This window comes from Lentzea sokolovensis, assembly GCF_033949975.1.
GTDB lineage: Bacteria > Actinomycetota > Actinomycetes > Mycobacteriales > Pseudonocardiaceae > Lentzea > Lentzea sokolovensis.
Genome location: NZ_JAXAVU010000017.1, coordinates 332,723 through 353,895, shown reverse-complemented (window position 1 = coordinate 353,895; position 21,173 = coordinate 332,723). Strand labels below are relative to the sequence as shown.

Annotated in this window: 21 protein-coding genes and 1 pseudogene; 6 read left to right on the top strand and 16 right to left on the bottom strand. The window is 70.1% G+C overall.

The annotated features are described in order from the left end of the window. Nucleotides 1–82: 82 nt before the first annotated feature. On the top strand, nt 83–646 hold the full coding sequence (locus SK854_RS44620) for a TetR/AcrR family transcriptional regulator (protein ID WP_319981251.1): 564 nt from the start codon (nt 83–85) through the stop codon (nt 644–646). Continuing rightward, nucleotides 643–1,206, top strand: coding sequence for a hypothetical protein (locus SK854_RS44615; protein WP_319981250.1), 564 nt, complete (start codon nt 643–645; stop codon nt 1,204–1,206). The genes SK854_RS44620 and SK854_RS44615 overlap by 4 nt, the downstream gene beginning before the upstream one ends. Here the strand turns inward: SK854_RS44615 and SK854_RS44610 are convergent. Next, a complete protein-coding gene (locus SK854_RS44610; protein ID WP_319981249.1) occupies nt 1,162–1,584 on the bottom strand; it encodes a nitroreductase family deazaflavin-dependent oxidoreductase in 423 nt (140 codons plus the stop codon). The genes SK854_RS44615 and SK854_RS44610 overlap by 45 nt on opposite strands. Then, nucleotides 1,585–2,346, bottom strand: coding sequence for a LuxR C-terminal-related transcriptional regulator (locus SK854_RS44605; protein WP_319981248.1), 762 nt, complete (start codon nt 2,344–2,346; stop codon nt 1,585–1,587). A 94-nt stretch (nt 2,347–2,440) separates the two neighbouring features. On the opposite strand from SK854_RS44605, the gene SK854_RS44600 reads away from it, so the two are divergent. The 3 genes from SK854_RS44600 to SK854_RS44590 are packed head-to-tail and all read left to right on the top strand — an operon-like array spanning nt 2,441 to nt 6,125. After that, nucleotides 2,441–4,090: an AMP-binding protein gene (locus SK854_RS44600; protein WP_319981247.1), complete on the top strand. Its 1,650-nt coding sequence runs from the start codon at nt 2,441–2,443 to the stop codon at nt 4,088–4,090. Between the two features lie 37 nt (nt 4,091–4,127). Beyond that, the gene (locus SK854_RS44595; protein WP_319981246.1) at nt 4,128–4,943 is read left to right on the top strand and encodes an SDR family NAD(P)-dependent oxidoreductase; all 816 of its coding nucleotides are present in this window, start codon (nt 4,128–4,130) and stop codon (nt 4,941–4,943) included. 3 nt (nt 4,944–4,946) lie between these two features. Further along, nucleotides 4,947–6,125, top strand: coding sequence for a hypothetical protein (locus SK854_RS44590; protein ID WP_319981245.1), 1,179 nt, complete (start codon nt 4,947–4,949; stop codon nt 6,123–6,125). On the opposite strand, the gene SK854_RS44585 is transcribed toward SK854_RS44590, so the two are convergent. Beyond that, complete coding sequence (locus SK854_RS44585; RefSeq protein ID WP_319981244.1) at nt 6,103–6,966, bottom strand: AraC family transcriptional regulator; 864 nt, start codon at nt 6,964–6,966, stop codon at nt 6,103–6,105. The genes SK854_RS44590 and SK854_RS44585 overlap by 23 nt on opposite strands. A gap of 29 nt (nt 6,967–6,995) precedes the next feature. Continuing rightward, nucleotides 6,996–7,664 (bottom strand): nitroreductase family protein, encoded by a 669-nt coding sequence (locus SK854_RS44580; RefSeq protein WP_319981243.1) that lies wholly within the window; start codon nt 7,662–7,664, stop codon nt 6,996–6,998. A 71-nt stretch (nt 7,665–7,735) separates the two neighbouring features. Between SK854_RS44580 and SK854_RS44575 the strand changes: the two genes are divergently transcribed. Further along, nucleotides 7,736–8,632: a LysR family transcriptional regulator gene (locus SK854_RS44575; protein ID WP_319981242.1), complete on the top strand. Its 897-nt coding sequence runs from the start codon at nt 7,736–7,738 to the stop codon at nt 8,630–8,632. On the opposite strand, the gene SK854_RS44570 is transcribed toward SK854_RS44575, so the two are convergent. From SK854_RS44570 to SK854_RS44515, 12 genes and pseudogenes are all read right to left on the bottom strand, one after another. Then, entirely contained in the window at nt 8,629–9,675 is a 1,047-nt protein-coding gene (locus tag SK854_RS44570; protein ID WP_319981440.1) for an NAD(P)-dependent alcohol dehydrogenase, read from the bottom strand. The two genes, SK854_RS44575 and SK854_RS44570, sit on opposite strands and share 4 nt — an antisense overlap. A 66-nt stretch (nt 9,676–9,741) precedes the next feature. Next, nucleotides 9,742–10,107: pseudogene (locus tag SK854_RS44565) on the bottom strand (SRPBCC family protein); the annotation flags it as partial. Next, nucleotides 10,104–11,675: an aldehyde dehydrogenase family protein gene (locus SK854_RS44560; protein WP_319981241.1), complete on the bottom strand. Its 1,572-nt coding sequence runs from the start codon at nt 11,673–11,675 to the stop codon at nt 10,104–10,106. The pseudogene SK854_RS44565 and the gene SK854_RS44560, both read right to left, overlap by 4 nt. A gap of 5 nt (nt 11,676–11,680) precedes the next feature. Next, nucleotides 11,681–13,072 (bottom strand): FAD/NAD(P)-binding protein, encoded by a 1,392-nt coding sequence (locus SK854_RS44555; RefSeq protein WP_319981240.1) that lies wholly within the window; start codon nt 13,070–13,072, stop codon nt 11,681–11,683. Further along, nucleotides 13,065–14,333 (bottom strand): sulfate adenylyltransferase subunit 1, encoded by a 1,269-nt coding sequence (locus SK854_RS44550; protein ID WP_319981239.1) that lies wholly within the window; start codon nt 14,331–14,333, stop codon nt 13,065–13,067. The genes SK854_RS44555 and SK854_RS44550 overlap by 8 nt, the downstream gene beginning before the upstream one ends. Beyond that, on the bottom strand, nt 14,333–15,247 hold the full coding sequence (cysD, locus tag SK854_RS44545) for a sulfate adenylyltransferase subunit CysD (RefSeq protein ID WP_319981238.1): 915 nt from the start codon (nt 15,245–15,247) through the stop codon (nt 14,333–14,335). The genes SK854_RS44550 and cysD overlap by 1 nt, the downstream gene beginning before the upstream one ends. After that, on the bottom strand, nt 15,244–15,837 hold the full coding sequence (gene cysC, locus SK854_RS44540; RefSeq protein WP_319981439.1) for an adenylyl-sulfate kinase: 594 nt from the start codon (nt 15,835–15,837) through the stop codon (nt 15,244–15,246). The genes cysD and cysC overlap by 4 nt, the downstream gene beginning before the upstream one ends. After that, nucleotides 15,834–16,979 (bottom strand): acyl-CoA dehydrogenase family protein, encoded by a 1,146-nt coding sequence (locus SK854_RS44535; RefSeq protein ID WP_319981237.1) that lies wholly within the window; start codon nt 16,977–16,979, stop codon nt 15,834–15,836. Before SK854_RS44535 ends, cysC begins: the two co-directional genes overlap by 4 nt. Nucleotides 16,980–16,989: 10 nt before the next feature. Beyond that, on the bottom strand, nt 16,990–18,606 hold the full coding sequence (locus SK854_RS44530) for an AMP-binding protein (protein WP_319981236.1): 1,617 nt from the start codon (nt 18,604–18,606) through the stop codon (nt 16,990–16,992). Nucleotides 18,607–18,632: 26 nt separating this feature from the next. Beyond that, a complete protein-coding gene (locus tag SK854_RS44525; RefSeq protein WP_319981235.1) occupies nt 18,633–19,382 on the bottom strand; it encodes an SDR family NAD(P)-dependent oxidoreductase in 750 nt (249 codons plus the stop codon). Beyond that, a complete protein-coding gene (locus tag SK854_RS44520) occupies nt 19,382–20,272 on the bottom strand; it encodes a sulfotransferase (RefSeq protein ID WP_319981234.1) in 891 nt (296 codons plus the stop codon). The genes SK854_RS44525 and SK854_RS44520 overlap by 1 nt, the downstream gene beginning before the upstream one ends. Continuing rightward, a complete protein-coding gene (locus SK854_RS44515) occupies nt 20,272–21,159 on the bottom strand; it encodes a family 3 encapsulin nanocompartment shell protein (RefSeq protein WP_319981233.1) in 888 nt (295 codons plus the stop codon). Before SK854_RS44515 ends, SK854_RS44520 begins: the two co-directional genes overlap by 1 nt. Nucleotides 21,160–21,173 lie beyond the last annotated feature (14 nt).

Here is a 21,173-nt window from a genome sequence, read left to right as displayed (position 1 = left end):
GGGCCGCTCGCGCCGAGGTTCCACAAGATCTCCACAAAACCTTCGCTTGACGCCACGGGCTAATGGCGTTAGCTTTTGAGCTATGGTTGTTCGCCACCGTCTCACCACCGCCAAGGTCGTGGACGCAGCACTGGAACTGGTCGACGAGCACGGCGTCGAGGCACTGACGCTCGCCGCCGTCGCCGCCAGGACCGGTGTCGCCACGCCCTCGCTGTACAAGCACATCGCGAGCCTCGGCGAGCTCAAAGGCCACGTCGGCCTGCGGGTGACCGAGGAGATGACCGCCCGGTTCACCCAGGCCGTCGTCGGCAGGTCGGGGGACGACGCCGTCCGGGCGCTCATGCACGCGTACCGCGCGTACGTGCGGGAACACCCCAAGCGCTATCTGGCCGCGCCGATGGATCCGCTGCACGACGAACTGCAGCGGGAGGCCGGTCTCAAGTTCATGGAACTCATCCTCGCCACGTTGCGGAGCTACGGCCTGGAGGGCTCGGACGCCATCCACGCCACGCGACGGCTGCGGGTGATCGTGCACGGCTTCGCGTCCATCGAGTCCAGCGGCGGCTTCGGCCTGCCGGAGGGACTCGACGACACCTACGACCAGCTCGTCCGGATGTATCTCGACGATCTCAGGGGGCAATCATGAAGTGGACGCTGACCGCCGCGGGCCTGCTCTTCCTGCTGTACCCGGCGTTGAGACCGTGGCACGACGAAACGACGGCAGCGGGCGCCGCGGCCTCGATGGGCTCGACCGCGTGGGTGCTGTCGCACCTGTTCGCGATGATCGGCTTCATCCTCGTGCCGATCGCGTTGCTGGAGATCCACCGCACGGCCGCGATCACGTTCTGGGTCGGCGCGGGCCTCACGCTGCCGTACTACGGCGCCGAGGACTTCGGCCTGCACGCGATCGCCGCGCAGCCGAACGTCCTCGAACTGGCCGAGGCCGTGCGCTACAACCCGTTCGCCGTCACGACTTTCGCGATCGGGCTCGTCACGATGGGCGTCGCGGCGATCATGGTCGCGCTGAAGCTCCGCACCACGGCGGCGATCGTGTTCGCGGCCGGGTTCGCGTTGTTCCTGCCGCAGTTCTTCACGCCGCCGGCGGTGCGGATCGCCCACGGCGTGCTCATGATCGTCGGCTGCGTGTGGCTGGCGTGGGACTCAGCGCGCAGTGAGGCGAAAGACCCGCAGCTCGCGGCCGCCTGACCGCTCCACGTAGTCCTGGAACGGGGGATAGGCCGCCACCATCTGAGTCCAGGCGGCCTCTCGCTCGGCGCCTTCCAGCAACGTGCCCCGCACGTCGCGGACGTCGCCGCGCACGTTCACCTGGATGTCCGGGTTCTTCAACAGGTTCGTGGTCCAGGCGGGGTGATGGGGCTTGCCCCAGTTCGACCCGACGACCAGCATCGCGTCGCCGTCGGCGACGTACTGGACCTGGTTCTCGCGGCGCTCACCGGACTTGGCGCCGACGGTGATCAGCGTGAGGCCGGTCTGCTTGCTGAACGAGACGAGACCGACCTTGCCACCGGTCAGCTTGTAGAGCAGGCGATCGGTGCCGACAACGGCCTTTTCCTGCCAGGACATTCAGAGTGCTCCCGTCGACCTCGCCGCGTGGACGGCGGCGGTTCTGTTGTGCACCCCCAGTTTGCGCATCGCGCCCCGGAGGTAGGCCTTGACGGTTTCGGTGCTCAGCCCGAGCTCGGCGGCGATCTCCCGGTTGGACGCACCGACCGCGGCCAGCCGAAGCGTATCGAGTTCGCGCGGGGTCAGGCCGCTGGGGACGCTGACGGGTGGTTCGCCGCCGAGGTTCTGGTGCACCTTGCGGAGTCGTTCGCGCAGCACGGGATCGCCGACGAGCTTGGCGACCTCGGCGAGCTCGCGGAGTGCGGCCTGCTGGTGAATGGAAGGCATGTCCAGGTCCTGTGCGAATCCCTGCGCGATGGCGCCGGCCATCCTGATCGTCCGGTCACCCACTGTCGTCTGCCCGCGCACGGCTCCGTAGAGGACGCCGCGAACGGTGCCCCGCACGGTCACCGGGTAGGCGAACACCGAGGTCAGGCGTTCGTTCACCACCACCATCTGATCGAACTCGTGGGTGATCGCCCTGGTCGTGGCGTAGTCGTTGACGCGGACCGCGGTGCCCATCGCGATCGCGGTGCCGCCCAGGCCCCGGCCGGTGCCGACGCGCAGTCCGTGCAACGACGAGCCGTGCGTGCCGAGGAAACTGCTCAGCAGCAGCTCGTGGCCAGGCGTCAACGCCCCACCGAACACGACGGGCAGCCCGGTGGCTCGGCGGAGCATGTCCAGGCGCTGCGGCAGCATTGCCTGGAAACGGTCTGGCAGCACGTCCAGCAGTTTCGCTGACGGCGGCACCCTCGAAAAGGGGTACACCCCCGTCCGGGGGTATACCGGCGGCCCCGGCACTCCCACCCTCTGCGTCATGTCCAGTCACGACATCTACCGCGCGGCCCGCGACCTGATGCTCACGGACCCCGACGCGTTCACCTGGCCGAGCTTCGACGGCAGCTTCAACTGGGCGCACGACTGGTTCGACCCCATCGCGGAGGGCAACGCCACCACGGCGTTGCACATCGTCGAGGAGGACGGCTCCGAGCGCGCCTACTCGTTCGACGAACTGCGCCGCCGGTCGAACAGCGTCGCGCACTGGCTCGCGCGGCAGGGAGTCGGTCGCGGCGACAGCGTGATGATCATGCTGGGCAACCAGATCGAGCTGTGGGAGTCGATGCTCGCGGTGATGAAGCTCGGCGCGGTGATCATGCCGACGACCACCGCGCTGGGGCCCGCTGATCTCGCGGACCGGCTGCAGCGGGGTTCGGTGCGGCACGTCATCGCACGGGCTGAGGACGCCGGCAAGTTCGAAGAGGGACCTGTGGTGGTCACGGTCGGCGGCACGGGCCCGCTGGGCTACGCCGAGACCGCCGAGGCGCCGGACACCCCGTTGCCGCACCCGAAGACCACGGCGGACGACCGGCTGCTGCTGTACTTCACCTCCGGCACGACCAGCCGTCCCAAGCTCGTCGAGCACACCCAGGCCTCGTACCCGGTCGGGCACCTCACGACCATGCACTGGATCGGCGTGAAGCCCGGCGACGTGCACCTCAACATCAGCTCGCCCGGCTGGGCCAAGCACGCCTGGAGCTGCTTCTTCGCGCCGTGGATCGCCGAAGCGACGATCTTCGTCTACAACTACGCCCGGTTCGACGCGGGCGCGTTGCTCGGGCAGATCCGCGCGAAGAACGTCAGCACGTTCTGCGCGCCGCCGACGGTGTGGCGGATGCTGATCAAGGCGGACCTCAGCGGCGGGCCGGGCGGGTTGCGCGAGGTCGTGGCCGCCGGTGAACCGCTCAACCCCGAGGTGATCGAGCAGGTCCAGAAGCAGTGGGGCCTCACGATCCGCGACGGCTTCGGCCAGACCGAGACGACGCTGTCGGTCGGCAACGTCCCTGGTGCCCCGGTGAAGCTCGGCTCGATGGGACGGCCGCTGCAGGGCGTTCCGGTCGTGCTGGTCGACCCGATCACCGGCGAACCGGCTCAGGAGGGCGAGATCTGCATCGACCTCGCGCAACGCCCGATGTCGTTGATGGTCGGCTACCACGGCGACGACGAACGCAACGCCGACGCGATGGCCGGCGGTTACTACCACACCGGTGACATCGCGAGCCGCGACGACGACGGCTACCTGTTCTACATCGGACGCACGGACGACGTGTTCAAGGCGTCGGACTACAAGATCTCGCCGTTCGAACTGGAGAGCGTGCTGATCGAGCACCCGGCGGTCACCGAGGCCGCGGTCGTGCCTGCCCCGGACCCGCTGCGGCTCGCCGTGCCCAAGGCGTACGTGGCGTTGAGCGCGGGCTGGGAGCCGAACCGCGAGACGGCGCTGGAGATCCTGAGGCACGCCCGTGAGCACCTGGCGCCCTTCCAGCGGATCCGGCGGCTGGAGTTCTTCGAGCTGCCGAAGACCGTGTCCGGCAAGATCCGGCGCGTCGATCTGCGCACGCGGGAAGAGAAGGGCTTCGACGGAACAGAAGAGTGGCGGGACGATCAGTTCCCCGAGTTGCGCCGCTAACGTGAGTGCTCCGCCGTCCTCGACGACAGGAGCGCACATGGTCCGCAAGATCTCAGGACGTCCGGCGGTGATCACCGGGGCGGCCTCGGGAATCGGCCGCAGCCTCGCGCAGCGACTGTCCCGGCACGGTTCGCCGGTGATCATCGCCGACGTCGACGAGATCGGCCTGGAGGAGACCGCCGCGTCGCTGAAGGGTCCGGTGCTCAGCCGGATCCTCGACGTCCGGGACGCCGACGACGTGCAGCGGTTCGCCAAGGAGGTGCAGGCCTGGCTGGACCTCCCGCTCGCCGCGGTGTTCAACAACGCGGGCGTCGCCACGTCCACGAGCGTGCTGAACTCCGTGGCGGAGGACGACTCCTGGCTGTTCGACATCAACTACTGGGGTGTCGTGAACGGGACGCGTGCGTTCCTGCCGTTGCTGGTCAAGCAGAACTACGGCGTCATCGTGAACACCTCCAGCGTGTTCGGGCTGTGCGGCATGCCGAACCAGAGCGCCTACTGCGCCGCGAAGTTCGCCGTCCGCGGCTTCACCGACTCGCTGCGCCAGGAGTTGCGCGGCACCGGCGTCTCGGCGGTCGCCGTGCACCCCGGCGGCATCAAGACCAACATCGTCCGCAAGGGGCGTTTCCACACCGAACTCGACGAGCAGGGCCGGTCGCTGGAGCAGATCGCGGCGGACTTCGACAAGATCGCGCTGACCACCCCGGACAAGGCCGCCGAGGTCATCCATCGCGGGGTTGAAAAGGGAAAGTCGCGCGTGCTGGTGGGGCCGGACGCCTACGTGTTCGACGCGCTCGCCCGCATCACCCCGACCCACTACTACAGCATCATGGCGCGCCTGTTCGAACGGTGAGGCATGATCCTCGCCGTGGCTTCGGAGACGGTCGTGCGGCGGACCGAGCAGTGGTTCGTCCGGCAGGGCGCGCCGACCATGATCGAGGGCTACGGCTTCCGGTCGCACGTGCTGCCGCGAATGCTGCCGGCGCTGACGTTCGTGGCGGTCGGCAGCCTCGCCTGGCTGGTGCTGCAACAGTCCGCCGGGTTGTCGCGGTGGGTGCTGCTCGGGGCGATCGTCGCGGCGATGGTGTCCGCGTGGATCCTGCTCTCGCTGTTCGTCCGGCGGCTGCCGAGCTTCTCGCCGCGCATGACCGTGTTGCTGCTGGTCGTGTACGCGGCGATACCGGTGATCACGCCGTTGATCCAGTCCGCGATCGACATCAGGTTCACCGCGCCGGACGGGGACGAGGAGGCCGAGTCGGTGTGGGTCGCCCTGGTCTGGTTCGTGGTCGTCTTCGGCGTGGCGTTCGTGGCGACGATGCTGGCCACCACCTACGGGCTGGGCGCACTGCTCAAGGCCGCCATCCGGCACGTGATCGCCGACCTGAGCAACAGCGTGCACCTGCTCGGCCGGGCGTTGCCGCCGATGCTGTTCGTGACGCTGTTCCTGTTCTTCACCGGTGAGCTGTGGCAGGCGATGAACCAGCTGCGCTGGCCTCGGGTCAGCCTCGTCGTGCTGCTGTTCGCCGCGATCACCGTGCTGGCGGCGGCCGCCCGGTTGCGCGACGAGATCGGCCGCGTGGAACAGGACCTGCGGCCCGAAGTGTTGCAGGTCGCGTGCAAGGGCACGCCGCTGTCCGGTGTGGAGATCACCGAACCGTTGCCGCCCAGGCGGTTGAACGGCCGCCAGACCCGCAACCTGCTGGTGATGCTCGCGATCCGGCAGCTCGTGCAGGCCGCGGTGATCGGGCTCGCGCTGTTCGCGTTCTTCGTGGTGCTGGGCCTGATCGTCGTGACGCCCGCGATCGCCGAGCTGTGGATCGGGGAGCCGCCGGAGATGTCGTGGCTGGGTGTGCCGTCCGCGATGTTGCGCAACGCCACGCTGTTCGCGGCGTTCGGCAGCATGTACTTCTCGGTGATCTCGATGAGCGATGCCGAGCACCGGCGCCAGTTCTTCGCGCCCGTGATCGAGAAGGTCGAACGGACGCTGGAGGTCCGCGCGGTGTACCTGAACGTCAGGGAACGGGCTGGAGCGTGAGCTTCGCGTCCTGGCTGGGCGGCGCGCCGAACTGACGGCGGTACTCGCGGCTGAACTGCGACGGGCTGTCGTAGCCGACGCGGTGGCTGACGCTCGTCACGTCCCGGTTCGTCGCGAGCAGCAACCTGGCCTCCTGCAACCGGATCTGCTTCTGGAACTGGATCGGGCTCATCGCCGTGACGGCCTGGAAGTTGCGGTAGAACGCCGACTCGCTCATGCCCGCGATCCGCGCGACGTTCTCGACCTTGAACGACTCGGCGTAGTTCTCGCGGATCCATTTGACCGCTTTGGCGATGTGGCTCAGGCTGCTGTCCTGGGTGCCGAGCTGACGGACCACCGCGCCCTGTTCGCCGGTCATGACCCGCCAGAGGATCTCCTGCTTGATCAGCGGCGCCAGCGCTCGCGCGTCGCGTGGCTGGTCGAGCAGGCGCGCGAGCCTCGTGACGGCGTCGATCAGCTCCGGGCTCGCGTCGCTGACGGCCAGTCCCTCCGGGGTGCCCGCGGGTTTCGGGAGGTCGTTGGTGAGGAGCAGCTCGGCGACCTTGTCCGGCTTGAGGACGAGGCCGATGCCGAGCGCGGGCTCGGAGGGGCTGATGTCGACGTAGTTGCCGGTGATCGGCATGTCGACCGAGGCCACCAGGTACTGGCCGGCCCGGTAGTCGTAGACGCGCTCACCCAACGCGATCCGTTTGCGGCCTTGGGCGACGAACGCGAGGATCGTGCCGGACATCGACGGCGTGGGCGGCCCGCCCAGCGTGGTCCTGGAGACCAGGACGTCCTCGATGATGGTGCTCATGTCGGGCCGGGCGTGCTTGGCCAGCAACGCGCGTAGTTCGTCCACGAGCTTGATGCTCCCCGCCAGTGGGGGAATCAGGCAAGTCCGTCAGCGAACGTGAGTGCTTCGGTGAGCGGTTTGCGGTGCAGGTCCGGCACCTCGCAGTCGTCGGCCGGGTAGCCGATCGGGAACAGGATGTACGGCCGTTCGCCCTCGCGCCCGAGCAGATCGGTCAGGAACGTCATCGGGTTCGGGGTGTGCGTGAGCGTCGCGAGGCCCATCGAGTGCAGTGCCGCGATGAAGAACCCGCAGGCGATTCCGACGCTTTCGTTGGTGTAGTAGGTCTTCTTGCCGTCCTGCTGCTTCTGCGCGAACGCGATCACCAGCCAGGGCGCGACCTCCAGGAACTCCTTGTCGGCATCGGTCTCCAGCCGGGCGAGTGCCGCGTGCCAGTCCGGGATCTCGCGTTCGTGGTAGAAGCGGCGCTCCTCTTCCTCGGCGGCTGCCCGGATGCGGCGCTTGAGCTCCGGGTTCTGGGTGGCGACGAACCGCCACGGCTGCTGGTGCGCGCCGCTCGGGGCGGTGTTCGCGGCTTGGACCGCCAGTTCGATCGCTTCTCGGGGAACCGGGTCGGGGGAGAACCAGCGCACCGACCTCCGCTCGTCGAGCAGCCGGTGGAACGCCCTGCCGTGGTCGAGTCCGTCCTCGATCGGCAGCCGGGGCGGTGTGTACGGGATGAACGGGTGGGAGTGCGGTCGCGTCACTGTTCGGACGATGCCCGTGGCCGACTCTTTTGGCCAGTTCACGTTTCTCCGGTCAGTTATAAGCTCAGCTCATGAATCTGCCCAACGTGACGGTGCGGCAGCTCGAATATCTGATCGCGGTGGCCGAGACGGGCTCGTTGACGTCGGCCGCTGCGCGTTGCCACGTCTCGCAGGGCGCGATCTCCTTGGCGTTGACCGAGTTGGAACGAGTGCTGGACCTGCGGCTGGTCGTCCGGTCGCCGCGCCGGGGTGCCGCTTTGACGGCGGCGGGTACGCAGGTGCTGGCGGACGCTCGGCGGGTCGTGGGGGCGATGGGGGATCTTGGTGCCGAGGCGCGCGGACTCAGCTCGACCGTGAGCGGTGTGCTGACGGTCGGGTGTTACGCGCCGATCGCGCCGTTCCACCTGCCCGCGGCGATCGCGACGTTCGAGCGGGCGCATCCGGAGGTGTCCGTGCGGTTCGTGGAGGGAAGCCTGCCGGAGATCGGGGAGGACCTGATCTCCGGGAGGTGCGAGATCGCGTTCCTCTACGACCAGGACCTGGTGCCCGGCATCGAGACTCGGACGTTGTACGACCAGCCGCCCCGGGTCCTGCTGCCCGCCGATCATCGATTGCGCCGGCGGCGTGCGGTGGCGTTGAGCGAGCTGGCCGGCGATCCGTTCGTGCTGCTCGACGTGCCGCCGAGCGAGCGCTACTTCCGTTCCGTGTTCGCTGCCGCGGGTGTCGAGATGGTCGTGACGCACCGGGCGCGCAGCTTCGAGCTGGCCCGATCGCTGGTGGCGCGCGGCATCGGTTACTCGATGACCGTCCAGCAACCGGCGCTGGCCCGGTCGTACGAGGGGCTGGAGGTGCTGGCACTGCCGTTGCGCGACAACGTGCCCACCACACCCGTGGTGCTCGGCTGGGCGAGTGGGCCGTTGACGCGCCGCGCGCAAGCGTTCGCCGAGCACTGCGCGGGCTTGTTCTAGAACGTCGAGGCGTCGATGACGAACCGGTACCTCACGTCGCCGTGCCGCACCCGTTCGAACGCCTCGTTGATCTTCGCGGCGTCGATGACCTCGATGTCCGCGCCGATGCCGTGCTCCGCGCAGAAGTCGAGCATCTCCTGCGTCTCGGCCATGCCGCCGATCTGGGAGCCCGCGAGGGACCTGCGGTCGCGCAGCAACGAGAACACGCTCACGTCCAGCGGTTCGTCGGTGATGCCGAGGTAGACCATCGTGCCGCCGTGGGCGAGCATCGACAGGTAGGCGTCCACGTCGAGCCGGGTCGAGACCGTGCACACGATGAGGTCGAACGTGCCGGCGAGTTGTTCGAACGTCGCCGGGTCGTCGGTGGCGTGGAAGTGGCCGGCGCCCAGGTTCCGGCCGTCGTCCTCCTTGCGCAGCGAGCGGGACAGGACGGTGACCTCGGCGCCCATCGCGCGCGCGATCTTCACGGCGAGGTGGCCGAGTCCGCCCAGGCCCAGCACCGCGACCTTCTTGCCGGGGCCGGCGTTCCAGTGCTTCAGCGGGGAGTAGGTGGTGATGCCCGCGCACAGCAACGGGGCGGCTTGATCCAGGGGCACTGCGTCCGGGATGCGCAGGACGAAGTGCTCATCGGTCACGATGTGCGTGGAGTAGCCGCCTCGGGTCGGTTCGCCGTCGTGGGGATCGATGGCGGCGTAGGTCTCGACCGAGTGAGGGCAGTACTGCTCCCTGTTCTGGGCGCATTGGTCGCAGTCGCGGCAGGAGTCGACGATGACGCCCACTCCGACGCGGTCGCCGATGGCGTGCTTGGAGACCTCGCTGCCGATGTCGGTGACGATGCCGGTGATCTCGTGGCCGGGGACCATCGGGAACGTGCCGTCGCCCCAGTCGCCGTGGACCTGGTGGACGTCGGAGTGGCAGACGCCGCAGTAGTGGATGGCGATGGCGACGTCGTTGGTGCGCAGGGGGCGGCGTTCGATGGTGGTCGGTTCCAGAGGCGCGCCAGGGGAAGGAGCGGCGTAGGCGGCGACCGAGGACGCGGGGATCTCGTCGTGCAGCGTGCCCTCGACGATCTTCGCCGGACCCAGCCCGTTCACCACGTCCGCCGCCGCCCGCAGCAGCACGCGCGCGATCATCGGTTCGATGGCTCCGGCGAGGTGCGGGACGCTGGTGCGGAAGGCGACCCGGTGCACGACCCGGCTGCCGGTGCCGTCGGGCGTGACCTCCCAGCTGCCGCCGAAGTCCACGAAGTCGCCGCTGACCTGCTCGAACCGCAGCACCCGCGCGGCGTGGTCGGCCTCGGTGCGCTGGATCCACCTCGCGAGGCCGCCGCGGAAGCGCAGGGCGTAGCGGTCACCCTCGGCGGACGGCTCGACGGACGCGATGTCGGCGGCGGCGAAACGGGAAGGGTGCAGCAGGAGGTCGAAGACCTCGTCCGCGGGTGCGGCCGTGCTGAGTGTGATGCTGTGGTCCTTCACCGGGCTCCTCCCCGTTTGACGTTGACGCCCTGCAGACGGGTGGTCCGCAGCATCAGGTAGTTGGCCTCGCCGAAGACGCCGCCGGTCAGGCCGGTGCCGCCGTGCGTCGGCAGGAACGGCCGGAACGCCGAGTGCGAGTCGTTGACGTTCACGACGCCGCCGGTGGTCACGCCGGCCGTGATGGCGTTGATGAGCCGTTCGTCCTCCACCCAGAACGAGTTGCGCAGCCCGTAGCGGTTGGCGCCCACGAACTTCAGCACCTCGTCGAACAGCCCGTCGTGCTCCTCGGGCACGACGACCGGCAGCAGCGGCGAGAAGGTCTCCTCCTGGACGGCCGGGGTTCGGCGCGCGAGGTCGAGGCCGTCGATCCTGAGCACCGCCGGTTCGACGAAGAACCCCGTGCCGGACGGCGTTCCGTCGACTTCGAGCCGTCGTCCGCCGTGCAGCAGACGCGCGCCTCTGCGGACCGCGTCGGCGATGTCGGCGAAGTACTTCTCCGCCATCAGCACCGGCGTCAGCACGACACCCTTCTGGTCGGGATAGCCGGGTTTCGTGGCGGCCGCGGCTGTCACCAGGCGGTCCAGCAGAGCATCGGCGATGGCCGGGTGCGCGATGACGTGGTTGGGGATGTTGCAGATCTGGCCGGACTGGCGGAAGTTCTCGGTGATCGCCGCGGCGGCCGCGTCGAGGTCGGCGTCGGCCCACACCACCACGCAGTCGTTGCCCGCCAGTTCCAGCACGGGTTTCTTGCCCGCGGCGACGGCGGCCCGTTCGAACTCCAGGCCCTTCGTGCTACCGCCGACGTAGACGATGTCGTTGACGTGCGGGCTCTCCAGCCACAGGTCGGTCATCGGCGGTCCACAAAGGATGTTCAACACGCCGGTGGGCGCGCCGGCCTCCTCCAGCACCGGCACGACGACCTCGCGCAACGCGTGCGTAGTCGCCAGCGGGACGCCACGGGGCGCGCGGATCACCACGGCGTTGCCCGCGAGCAGTGCCGTCACGCCGAACAGGGCGTTGGGCGTGGAGGCGTTCTGCGGCGGGTTGACGCAGACGACGCCGTCCGGCACGCGGCGCACCACCGCGTGACCGCCGCAGCCGCGGTGTTTGGTGGTCTGCATCTGCGTGGCGCAGAACGTCAGCGTCTCCGCGCTGAAGTCGGCCTGCCAGTACTCGTCGAGCGTCGGCCCGGCCAGGTCGCGCGGCTGTCCTTCGGCCACCAGCAGTTCGACGATCTCGTCGCGCTTCTCGCGCAACCGTTCGCCGATGCGCCTCCCGACCTCCATCCGGTCGATCAACGGCACGCGCGCCCACTCCGGTGCCGCCCGCGCGGCGGCTTCCAGCGCGTCGGTGGCCATCCGGTCGTCGGCCAGCGCACAGCCACCGGTCACGTCCGGGCCCGCGTCGCGCGGGTCGATCAGTCCGGCGTCGAGGTCGCGTTTCAACGCCAGCGCGGGCATCGTGTCCTCCAGCACCGCGCGCGCCGCGACGGTGTGGACGTACCGGCCCTCCGGGTGCTCGACGTCCTTGCCGTCGATGTAGGCCGGGTACATCAGCAGGTCGTTCATGGTCCTCACCTCGTCCTGTGCGCGGCCACGGTCGCCGCGATCTCGGCCGCCTGGGCGCGGATCTCCGGCACGGCGGTGCTTTCGAACAACTCACCGCGCCGCAGCGCGCCGAGCGTGAAGATGCGGCACGGCACGCCGTCCTCGTCCAGCACGCGGCCGCCGCCACCGGTCCGCACGCCGAGCCCGATCGGGTCCGGGCGAGCCGTGCCGTCGGCCACGAGCCCGCGCACCAACGGCCCGTCCTGGCGGAACCCGGTCGCGTTGACCAGCCAGCCCACCGTGAGCGTCCGGCTGCCCGTCAGGTCGACCTGGAACCCTTCTTCGGTGGGCCGGACCGCCGTGACCTGGCCTCGGTGCAGCTTCACCCGGCCTTCGTCCATCAGCCTGCGCACCCGGCGGTGGGTGGTGGGCGCGGCCCGGTGGCGGTGCACGTTCCAGTAGTGGCCGACGCGGTCGAGGAAGCGGCGCCGTTCGGGCACGTCGAGCTGCCGCCACAGCTGGTGCGTGTGCGGCCGCAGCTGGTCGACGACGTCACGCCAGCGGTCCGGGTCGGCCGAGATGCTGCGCCGCACGAACCGCATCAGCTCGCTGAGCGAACCGCGGCGCGGTGGATCTGGCAGGGACGGTGCCGGTCCTGGGCGGCGGTGATGTGGCTGGGGGAGCAGGCCGTGGCGTGACACCGCGTGCACCACGGAGTCGCGTGCCACCGCGACCGAGACGTCCATCATGGACAGTCCGGTGCCGAGCACCAGGACGGGTGCGCCGCCGGTGTGGGGGAGCGGGCCCGCCCAGGGATCGGCCACGTACCGGGGTGAGTCCTCCGGCAGAAGACCGGCGAGCGGGTTGCCGCTGCCCACGCCAGGGGCCAGGACTGCGAAGTCCGCGTGGACGGGGCCGGTTCGGGCGAGTTCGACGGTCACACCGGCGGGGGAGGAGGTGATTCTGGTGGCGGTGTCGGCGATGTGCCGGACAAGGGTGCCGTTGCTGGGGCGGGTGGGTGTGGTGGCGGTGCCTGAGGCGTGCCGTGTGGCGGTGCCGCTGGCAGCGGCGCCGGATCCCGTGGCGGCATCGGTGACCTGCCGCGCTGCGGCCCTCTCCTCCTCCGCCCGCAACGTCTCCGCCAGATACCGCCCGTACTCCCCACGCGGCAGGAACTCCTCCGCAGAGGCCCCGCTCCACCGCGCGAAGTGCCCGGGATCGTCGTCGAGCGCGCTCATCTTCCCCGCGGCGGTGTTGAGCAGGTGCCCCGGATCTCCGGTGCGATAGGCCCGCCCCGGTCCGAACTCCCCGCTGCGGTCGACCAGCACCAGCTCCAGCGAAGCGTTGGCGCGCAACAGGTGGATCGCCGCCAGCGTTCCGCTCGCGCCCGCGCCGACGACGACAACGCGGTCAGGCATCACCGGTCACCGCGGACAACGTGTCGCCCACCTGGCCGGCCGCGAGCGTGTCACCGCCGTTGGGGTCGATGAGCAGGAACGCGCCCGTTGCCACGCAGTCGGTGTAGGCGTCGAACGGCAGCGCGTCCGCGACCTCCAGGCGCACCTGGCCGATGTCGTTGAGCTCCAGGCGTTCCGGCTCGCGTTCGAGCACCAGCTCCTGTTCGTCGAACCGCGCGGACAGGGTGGGCACGCGGCACTTCGTGGTGCGCGTGCCGTGCTTGAGCAGCACCCGCGCGCCCGGACGCAGTGGTTCCTCCGCCAGCCAGCACACGGTCGCGGTCACTTCCTGGACGAGCTCCGGGACGCGGTCCGCGGCCGCGATCAGGTCGCCGCGGCTGATCGGCAGGTCGTCGGCGAGCGTCAGCGCCACCGGCTGGCCGACGGTCGCCTCGTCGACCGGGCCGTCGGGAGTGCCGACCGCGGTGACGGTCGACCTGGTCCCGGCCGGCAGCACCACCACCTCGTCGCCCGGACGCACCTCGCCCGCCGCGATCTGACCGGCGTACGCGCGGTAGTCGGTGTCGCGCAGCACGTACTGCACCGGCACGCGCAGGCCGACGTCGCAGCCGCGTTCGTCTGGCCGCACGGTCTCCAGGTGCTCCAGCAACGTCGGCCCGTCGTACCAGGGAGTCCGGTCCGAGCGGGTCACCACGTTGTCGCCGGCCAGCGCTGACAACGGCACGGTGGTGATCTGCGAGGCGCGGAATCCCAGCGACTCCGCGTGCGCGACGAACTCGGTGCGGATCGACTCGTAGGTCTCCTGCGAGAAGTCCACCAGGTCGAGCTTGTTGACCGCGAGCGTGATGCCGGGGACGCCGAGCATCGCCATCACGGCCAGATGCCGGCGGGTCTGCGGCAGCACGCCCTTGCGCGCGTCGGTCAGCAGCACGGCGTGGTCCGCGGTCGACGCGCCGGTCACGGTGTTGCGCAGGTAGTGCACGTGACCGGGGGTGTCGGCGAGGACGAACGTGCGCTTGGCCGTCGCGAAGTAGCGGTAGGCCACGTCGATGGTGATGCCCTGCTCCCGTTCGGCGCGCAGGCCGTCCACCAGCAGCGAGAGGTCCGGATTGTCGAGCCCGCGTTCCTCGCTGCTGCGCAGCACCGCGTCGATCTGGTCGCTGAGCACGGACTTGGTGTCGTAGAGCAGCCGTCCGACCAAAGTGGACTTCCCGTCGTCCACGCTGCCCGCCGTCACCAGTCGCAACAGATCCGACGTCATCAGAAGTACCCCTCCCGCTTGCGGTCCTCCATGGCTGCCTCGGACATGCGGTCGTCCGCCCTGCTCGCGCCGCGCTCGGTGAGCCGGCTGGCCTTGATCTCCTCGATGATGTCGCTGACGGTGGCCGCGTCCGACTCGACCGCGCCGGTGCACGAGCCGTCGCCGACGGTGCGGTAGCGCACGGTCTTCTCGACGGTCTCCTCGTGCTCGGCCGGTCCGCCCCACGGCCCGCCGGTCAGCCACATGCCGTCCCGCAGGTGCACCTCGCGGGAGTGCGCGAAGTACAGCGACGGCAGCTCGATGTCGTGCTTCTCGACGTAACGCCACACGTCGAGTTCGGTCCAGTTCGAGATCGGGAACGCCCGCACGTGCTCGCCGGGGGAATGCCTGCCGTTGTAGAGGTTCCACAGCTCGACGCGCTGCCGGCGCGGGTCCCAGCGGCCGAAGCTGTCGCGGACGCTGAAGATGCGTTCCTTGGCGCGCGACCGTTCCTCGTCCCGGCGGCCGCCGCCGATGACCGCGTCGTACTTCTGCTCGGTGATGGTGTCCAGCAACGGCACGGTCTGCAGCGGGTTGCGCATCCCGTCCTCGCGCTCCTGCACGTCACCGCGGTCGATCCAGTCCTGCACCTGCGCGACGTGCAACCGCAGCCCGAACCGCTCCACGATGTCGTCGCGGAACTGCAGCACCTCCGGGAAGTTGTGCCCGGTGTCGACGTGCACGAGCGTGAACGGCGGTGCCACCGGGGCGAAAGCGCGCACCGCGAGGTGCACCAGCACGGTGGAGTCCTTGCCGCCGGAGAACAACAGCGCGGGCCGGTCGAACTCGCCCGCGACCTCGCGCAGGACGTGGATCGCCTCGGCCTCCAGCTGCTCGATGCCGGTGACGGCCCTTTCCTTGGCTGGAGCGCTCATCGCAGCACCACCTCCCGGATGTCCTGCTCACGTCGTTCGCTCTCACAGCGCACCAGGGCCCGTTCGATCATCTCCGCGCCCTGCTCGACGCTCAGGGTGGCGGTGTCGACGAGCACCTCGGGGCTGGCCGGTGCCTCGTAGACGTCGCTGACCCCGGTCATCGCCTGCACCTGGCCGCGTTCGGCCTTGGCGTACAAGCCCTTCACGTCACGCTCGGCGCAGATCTCCACCGGAGCGTCCACGTACACCTCGACGAACGTGAGGCCCGCCTCCTCGTGCTCCGCGCGGACCTGGTCGCGCACCTCGCGGAACGGCGCGATCACCGAGACGACGGCGAGCACGTCCTGGGCCGCCAGCATCGCGGCGAGCCGGCCGATGCGCAGGATGTTCTCGGTCCGATCCTCCTTGCTGAAGCCGAGTTCGGGAAAGAAGTCCCTGCGGACGACGTCGCCGTCCAGGTGCTGCACCCGGCGTCCGGGACGCAGCCGTTCGACCAGCTCCCTGCCGAGTGTCGACTTGCCGGAGCTGGGCAGTCCGGTCAACCACAACGTGGTGGTCACGAAATCCTCCTTTTGCGGTCGAGTGCTCAGGGCGCGTATTCGCGGCCGAGCAGTTTCCTTGCCACCACGAGCTTTGTGGCGTTCTCGGTGCCGTCGGCGATCTCCTGCCCGATGGCGTCCCGCACGCGGCGGCTGGCCGGGTGGTCGTCGTGCCAGCCGCGGTGGCCGAGGGTCAGCAACGCCTGGTGCGCGGCCTCGACACCGGCGCGGCAGGCCCACCACTTCGCCATGTTCGCCTCGACGCGGTGGTCGAGTCCGGCATCCGCGCGCCACAACGCCTCGAACGCCAGCAACCGGGCCGCGTGCAGCCGGGTCGCGTGCTCCACCAACGGGAACGCCACGCCCTGGTGCTTGCCGATGACCTGACCGAACGACGTCCGTTCGCGGGCGTACTCCAGCGCGTCGTCGATGGCAGCCTGTGCGTTGGCGACGGCGAGCACCGAGATCAACGCGCGGGAGTGGTCGAAGCCGCGCATCACGCCGCCGAACCCTTCGCCGACACCGCCGACGATCTCGTCGTCGGACGCGCGCACCCCGGCGAACCGCAGCGTCGCCCGGCCTCCGGCACGCACACCGAGGTCGTCGAGCCGTTCCCGCGCGATGCCGTCTCGGTTGAGCGGCAGGTAGAAGGCGGTCACGCCGCGTGCGCCGTCGTCGCTGGTGCGGGCGAACACCAGGCCGTGCGTCGCGTGCATCCCGAGCATGATCGACGTCTTGGTGCCGGTGAGCACCCAGCCGTCGTCGTCCCTGTGCGCGCTCAGTTCGATGGCGGCGGCGTCCGTGCCGTGCTCGGGTTCGGTGAGCACCAACGCCACCACGGCGTCGCCCGCCGCGACCGCCGGCAGCCACTCGGCCTGCTGGCGCGGGGTGCCGCTGCGGCCGATGATGCCGCCGATGAGCGCCGCGTTGACCACCGGATAACAGGCCGTCGCCTCGGCCCTGGCCAGCTGCTCCACGGCGATGCCGGCCTCGACCGCGCCCAGGCCGCTGCCGCCGTGCTCCTCCGCGATCATCAGACCGGTCAGTCCCGCGCGGCCCAGTTCGGCGAAGAACCCGGACCAGAACGTGCGTTCCCGGTCGTCGAGCGCCGCGTGCCGGGCGACCGTGTCGTCCGCGAACGCCTTCACCTTGTCCGACAGCGCCCGTTGCTCGTCGGTGAACGAGAAGTCCACGTCCGCCTCCTCAGCTCACCAGCTGCTCGCGCAGCCGGAACTTCTGGACCTTGCCGCTGGGCGTCGTCGGCAGTTCGCCCACGTGCTCGACGCGTTCCGGCCAGTACTGCTTGGCCATGCCGAGCCCGTCGAGGTGTTCGCGCAACGCCGGCAGCTCCGGTGGTTCGCCCTGCGGAACGATCACCGCGCAGGCCCGTTCCCCGAGCCGGTCGTCCGGGTAGGCGACGACGGCGACGTCCTTGATCGCCGGGTGTCGCAGCAACGCCGCCTCGACCTCCACGACGGGCACCTTCTCGCCGCCGCGGGAGATCACGTCCTTGTCCCGCCCGGCGATGCGGATGCCGCCGTGGCCGTCCGCGCGGGCGAGGTCGCCGGTGTCGAACCAGCCGTCCTCGGCGAGGTTGTCCTGGTAGACCTCGGGCCGGCCGAAGTAACCGAGGCACTGCGTGGCGCCGCGCACCTGAAGCCGTCCGGTGGCGCCGTCTTCAACCAGCGCGCCGTCCTCGTCGACGACGCGGATCTCCATGCCGGGCACCGGGGAGCCGTCGCTCTCGGCGGCGCGCATCTCCGGGTCTTCCGGCCGGGTGATGGTCGGCGCGCCGTTCTCCGTCATGCCCCACAACGCGTACAGGCGGCAGCCCAGCACGTCACGGGCCTGCTCGACCAGCACGGGCGGGATCGGCGCGCTGCCCGTGGCGAAGGTCTTGAGAGCGGACAGGTCGCGCTTTTCCGTGCGCTGACGGTCGATCAGATCCACCAGGAACGGTGGTGCGCCCATGAAGAAGCTGACCCGCTCCTCCTCCAGGATCCGCAGCATCACGTCCGCGTCCCAGTTGTCGATGTGCACGCACGTCGCGCCGAGCAGCAACGGCATGGTGAAGTTCCACGTCCACCCGGCGTTGTGGGTGGTGGGAGAGCCCATCGCGGTGACTTCGCCGTCGCCCAGGTGCAGCGCGTCGATCTGCATGCGGTTGGTGGCGTGCAACGTGTTGTGGCTGTGCATCACGCCCTTGGGCTCACCGGTCGTGCCCGAGGTGAACATGACGTACGCCAGGTCGTCCGGCTTCGCCTCGCGTCCCTCGATGTCGCCGAAGAACGCGCCGTCCGTGCCGGGCTCGCCGAGCAACGCCGTGTCGAAGTCCAGCGCTGTACCGGTCTCGGTGACGCCGACCAGGATTCGATGCCTGATCGACGCCACCTCGCGGGCGACCTCCTCGCTCAGATCCGCGTGCGAGAAGCCGCGATGCTCGACCGGTCCGATGTAGACGGGACTCTTGGTGAGGCTGGTCATGAACGTCAGTTCGCGCTTGCGCATGATCGGCAGCACCGGGCCGGCGACAGCGCCGATCCGCGCGCACGCCAGCGTGGTCGCGAGCAACTGCCACGAGTTCGGGAGCTGGAGCGTCACGACGTCCCCGTGCTCGACGCCGAGCCCGGCGAGCCCTGCCGCGATCCGTTCGACGCGGCGTTCGAGCTCGGCGTAGGTCAGCGTCTCGGTGTCGCGGCCGTCGGTGTGCCACACGACTGTCGCGCGCCGGTCCGGGTGATCCCGCGCCGCCCGTCGAAGGTCGTCGACGAGCGTTTCCTCTTCGCGCCACCACCCTCGGGCGACATATGTCTCTGTCATCGTCTTCTCCTCGTGGGGTTCGTGGGTCACACCGGCGCGCGCGTGTTGCCGCCGTCGACCAGCAGCAGCGCGCCCGTGACGAAGGCCGCCTGCCGGGAGGCGAGGAACGCGGCCAGTGCGCCGAAGTCGTCCGGGTCGCCGACCCTGCCCAGCGGCACCTCGGCAGCGGCGGCGGAGGTGTCCTCTCCGGACGGGCCGCGCAACGCCGGTGTGTCGTGGTAACCGGGCGCGAGGACGTTGACCGTCGTGCCGCTGTCCCCGAAGGCGTGCACCAGGTTCCGCGCGTACGACAGCACGCCCTGGCGCGCGACCCCGGACAACACGTTGTGCGGCATGGGCTGGCGGACGGCCTCCGACGTGATGAGCAGAACGCGGCCGCCGGGACGCAGGTGCGGGGTCGCCGCGGAGATCAGGGCGACGTGCGGGATGAGAGCGGTGTCGACGGCCCTGCGGTAGTCCTCCGGGCCGAAGTCGGCCACGGGGCCCTGCACGACACCGCCGGTGTGGCTGACCACGACGTCGATCCCGCCGAACTCCGCCACCGCGCCGTCGACCCAGCGCCGCACGGCGCCGTCGATGCTGACGTCGGCGATCTGGCTGTGCACCCTGCGGCCGGTCGCTTCGAGCTTGCCGCGGGCTTCGGCGAGGCGGTCGGGGTCGCGGCCGCAGATCGACACGTCCGCTCCCTCGGAGGCGAGTGCCTGGGCCACGCCGAGACCGAGTCCGCTGCTGGCGCAGGCGACCACGGCCACCTTGCCGTCGAGTCCGAGATCCATCAGGTCTCCTTCCCGGTGAGCACTGGGTAGCCGTAGCGCAGCAGCTGCGGCGCGGAGGCCGCCGTCGTCAGCGCTTTCGGCTTCCAGTCCAGTTCGGTCCGCCACCGCGCGTTGTCCCTGATCAGCACCCGGCCGCGGTGGAACCGGTCCGGGTTGCCGGTGACCGTGTGGTTGACCCCGAGCTCGACGGTTCCGTCCGCGGCCACCGGGTTCGGGCCGGAAATGCCCACGAACGCCATGATCTGGTCCACGACCTCCGCCGGACGCGCGGAGAAGTCCTCGTGCCGCACCCGCAGGTACCGGTCGCGGCCGGCCAGCGCGAGCAGGTCGGACGCCGCGTTGACCGCCGTCCAGTACCCGGTGCTGCGCGCCGCGCTCATGCGTTCGACGTAGCTCTTGTCCTTGCGGTACGAGTGCGTGGTCGCGCGGGCGTCGCGCACGACGTGCAGGACGCGGACGTCCAGGTCGTCGCGGCCGAGCAGAGCCGCCGCCTCGGCCGGGTACTTGGACCCGTCGACCACGACCTCGGCACCGGTCGCGCGGTACACGTCGGCCGTCACGCCGGTCACCCAGCGCACGTCGGGTGGCGCGCTCACGGGGCCGATCGACTCGGCCAGGCGCCGCGGGGTGTGGCGGGCGCGCAACCTGGTGGCCTGCACCGCTTCCACGGCCTTCGCGAGCCGGCCGTCGTCCAGCGCGGAAGACCACAGTGGACATTCGGCCAACGGGGAGCCGCAGCCGCAGCTGGAGTTGGTGCCCTGGTCGAGCACCCCGTTGCGCCACAGGTAGTGCAGTTCGCCGACGTGCAGAGCGCCCGGGATCTCCCCGAGGACGTTGCCGATCATCGTGCTGCCGCAGCGCATCATGCCGGTGAGGTAGAGGACCCGCATCAGGCCGCTCCTTCCAGCAGGACGAAGTGCTGCGGCAGGTGCACGGCCAGGCCCATCCGGCTGCCCGCCTCCAGCAGGTCTCCGCCGTCCTCCGCGGCACCGCGGCGCAACCGCAGGTGGCCCACGCCGGGGTCGAGGAACGTGGTGGCGGCGCGGAAGTCGCCGAGCAGCACCTGGTGCTCGGGGATCATCCTGGTGCGCGCGATCCGCACGCCCGCCTCGGCGAGCCGGCCCAGCAGACCGGACTCGACGGCCTGCCAGTACACGGCGTTGTGCGCCACGATCCCGTCGCACGAACCGCCGGTCTCCTCGACCAGCGCAGCGGCCTTGGTGAGCAGGTCGGCCGGGGCTCCCTCGGCACTCAGCCGGCGGGCCTCCGGCAGTGTCAGGAGACCGGGCACCGCGCCGTCGGCGCTGCCGTGCAGCAACACCTCGTTCTCGGTGGTGCCGAACCGGACCAGCAAGCGGTAGTCGATGAACGCGGCCAGCAGCCGCGGGTGCTCCAGCAGTCCGGGTGGCACCGACACGGACACGCCGATGTCGGTCAGCCGGGCCTCGTCGAGCAACGGCTGGAACGCCGACTCCGGTGTCGTGGCGAACGTGACGCCGGAGCGTTGGTCACGCTGCTGCGAAGGCTGTGGCTCACGCACGTACGGGGCGTCGTCGTCGCGGATCGTGGCCATCTTCATCAGCTGCCGCACCGTGAACCTCGGGCGTTCGGCGAACAGCGGGAACGCCGTGGGCAGATAGGCGCGGTACGTGACGGTCACGTCGTCGGACGGGTTGCCGAGCGTGGCGGCCTGCGCGAACTCGGAACCGGGCGTGCTCTCGGTCATCGCCGGGTCCGCCAGCAGCTGCCGGGTCTGTTTCAACGGGGAACTGGTCATCGCTGCCTCCTGGG

Coding starts and splice junctions, on each gene's coding strand:
- SK854_RS44620 (WP_319981251.1), top strand. CDS start 83: ATGGTTGTTCGCCACCGTCTCACCACCGCCAAGGTCGTGGACGCAGCA.
- SK854_RS44615 (WP_319981250.1), top strand. CDS start 643: ATGAAGTGGACGCTGACCGCCGCGGGCCTGCTCTTCCTGCTGTACCCG.
- SK854_RS44610 (WP_319981249.1), bottom strand. CDS start 1,584: ATGTCCTGGCAGGAAAAGGCCGTTGTCGGCACCGATCGCCTGCTCTAC.
- SK854_RS44600 (WP_319981247.1), top strand. CDS start 2,441: ATGTCCAGTCACGACATCTACCGCGCGGCCCGCGACCTGATGCTCACG.
- SK854_RS44595 (WP_319981246.1), top strand. CDS start 4,128: ATGGTCCGCAAGATCTCAGGACGTCCGGCGGTGATCACCGGGGCGGCC.
- SK854_RS44590 (WP_319981245.1), top strand. CDS start 4,947: ATGATCCTCGCCGTGGCTTCGGAGACGGTCGTGCGGCGGACCGAGCAG.
- SK854_RS44575 (WP_319981242.1), top strand. CDS start 7,736: ATGAATCTGCCCAACGTGACGGTGCGGCAGCTCGAATATCTGATCGCG.
- SK854_RS44560 (WP_319981241.1), bottom strand. CDS start 11,675: ATGAACGACCTGCTGATGTACCCGGCCTACATCGACGGCAAGGACGTC.
- SK854_RS44555 (WP_319981240.1), bottom strand. CDS start 13,072: ATGCCTGACCGCGTTGTCGTCGTCGGCGCGGGCGCGAGCGGAACGCTG.
- SK854_RS44550 (WP_319981239.1), bottom strand. CDS start 14,333: ATGACGTCGGATCTGTTGCGACTGGTGACGGCGGGCAGCGTGGACGAC.
- cysD (WP_319981238.1), bottom strand. CDS start 15,247: ATGAGCGCTCCAGCCAAGGAAAGGGCCGTCACCGGCATCGAGCAGCTG.
- SK854_RS44530 (WP_319981236.1), bottom strand. CDS start 18,606: ATGACAGAGACATATGTCGCCCGAGGGTGGTGGCGCGAAGAGGAAACG.
- SK854_RS44525 (WP_319981235.1), bottom strand. CDS start 19,382: ATGGATCTCGGACTCGACGGCAAGGTGGCCGTGGTCGCCTGCGCCAGC.
- SK854_RS44520 (WP_319981234.1), bottom strand. CDS start 20,272: ATGCGGGTCCTCTACCTCACCGGCATGATGCGCTGCGGCAGCACGATG.
- SK854_RS44515 (WP_319981233.1), bottom strand. CDS start 21,159: ATGACCAGTTCCCCGTTGAAACAGACCCGGCAGCTGCTGGCGGACCCG.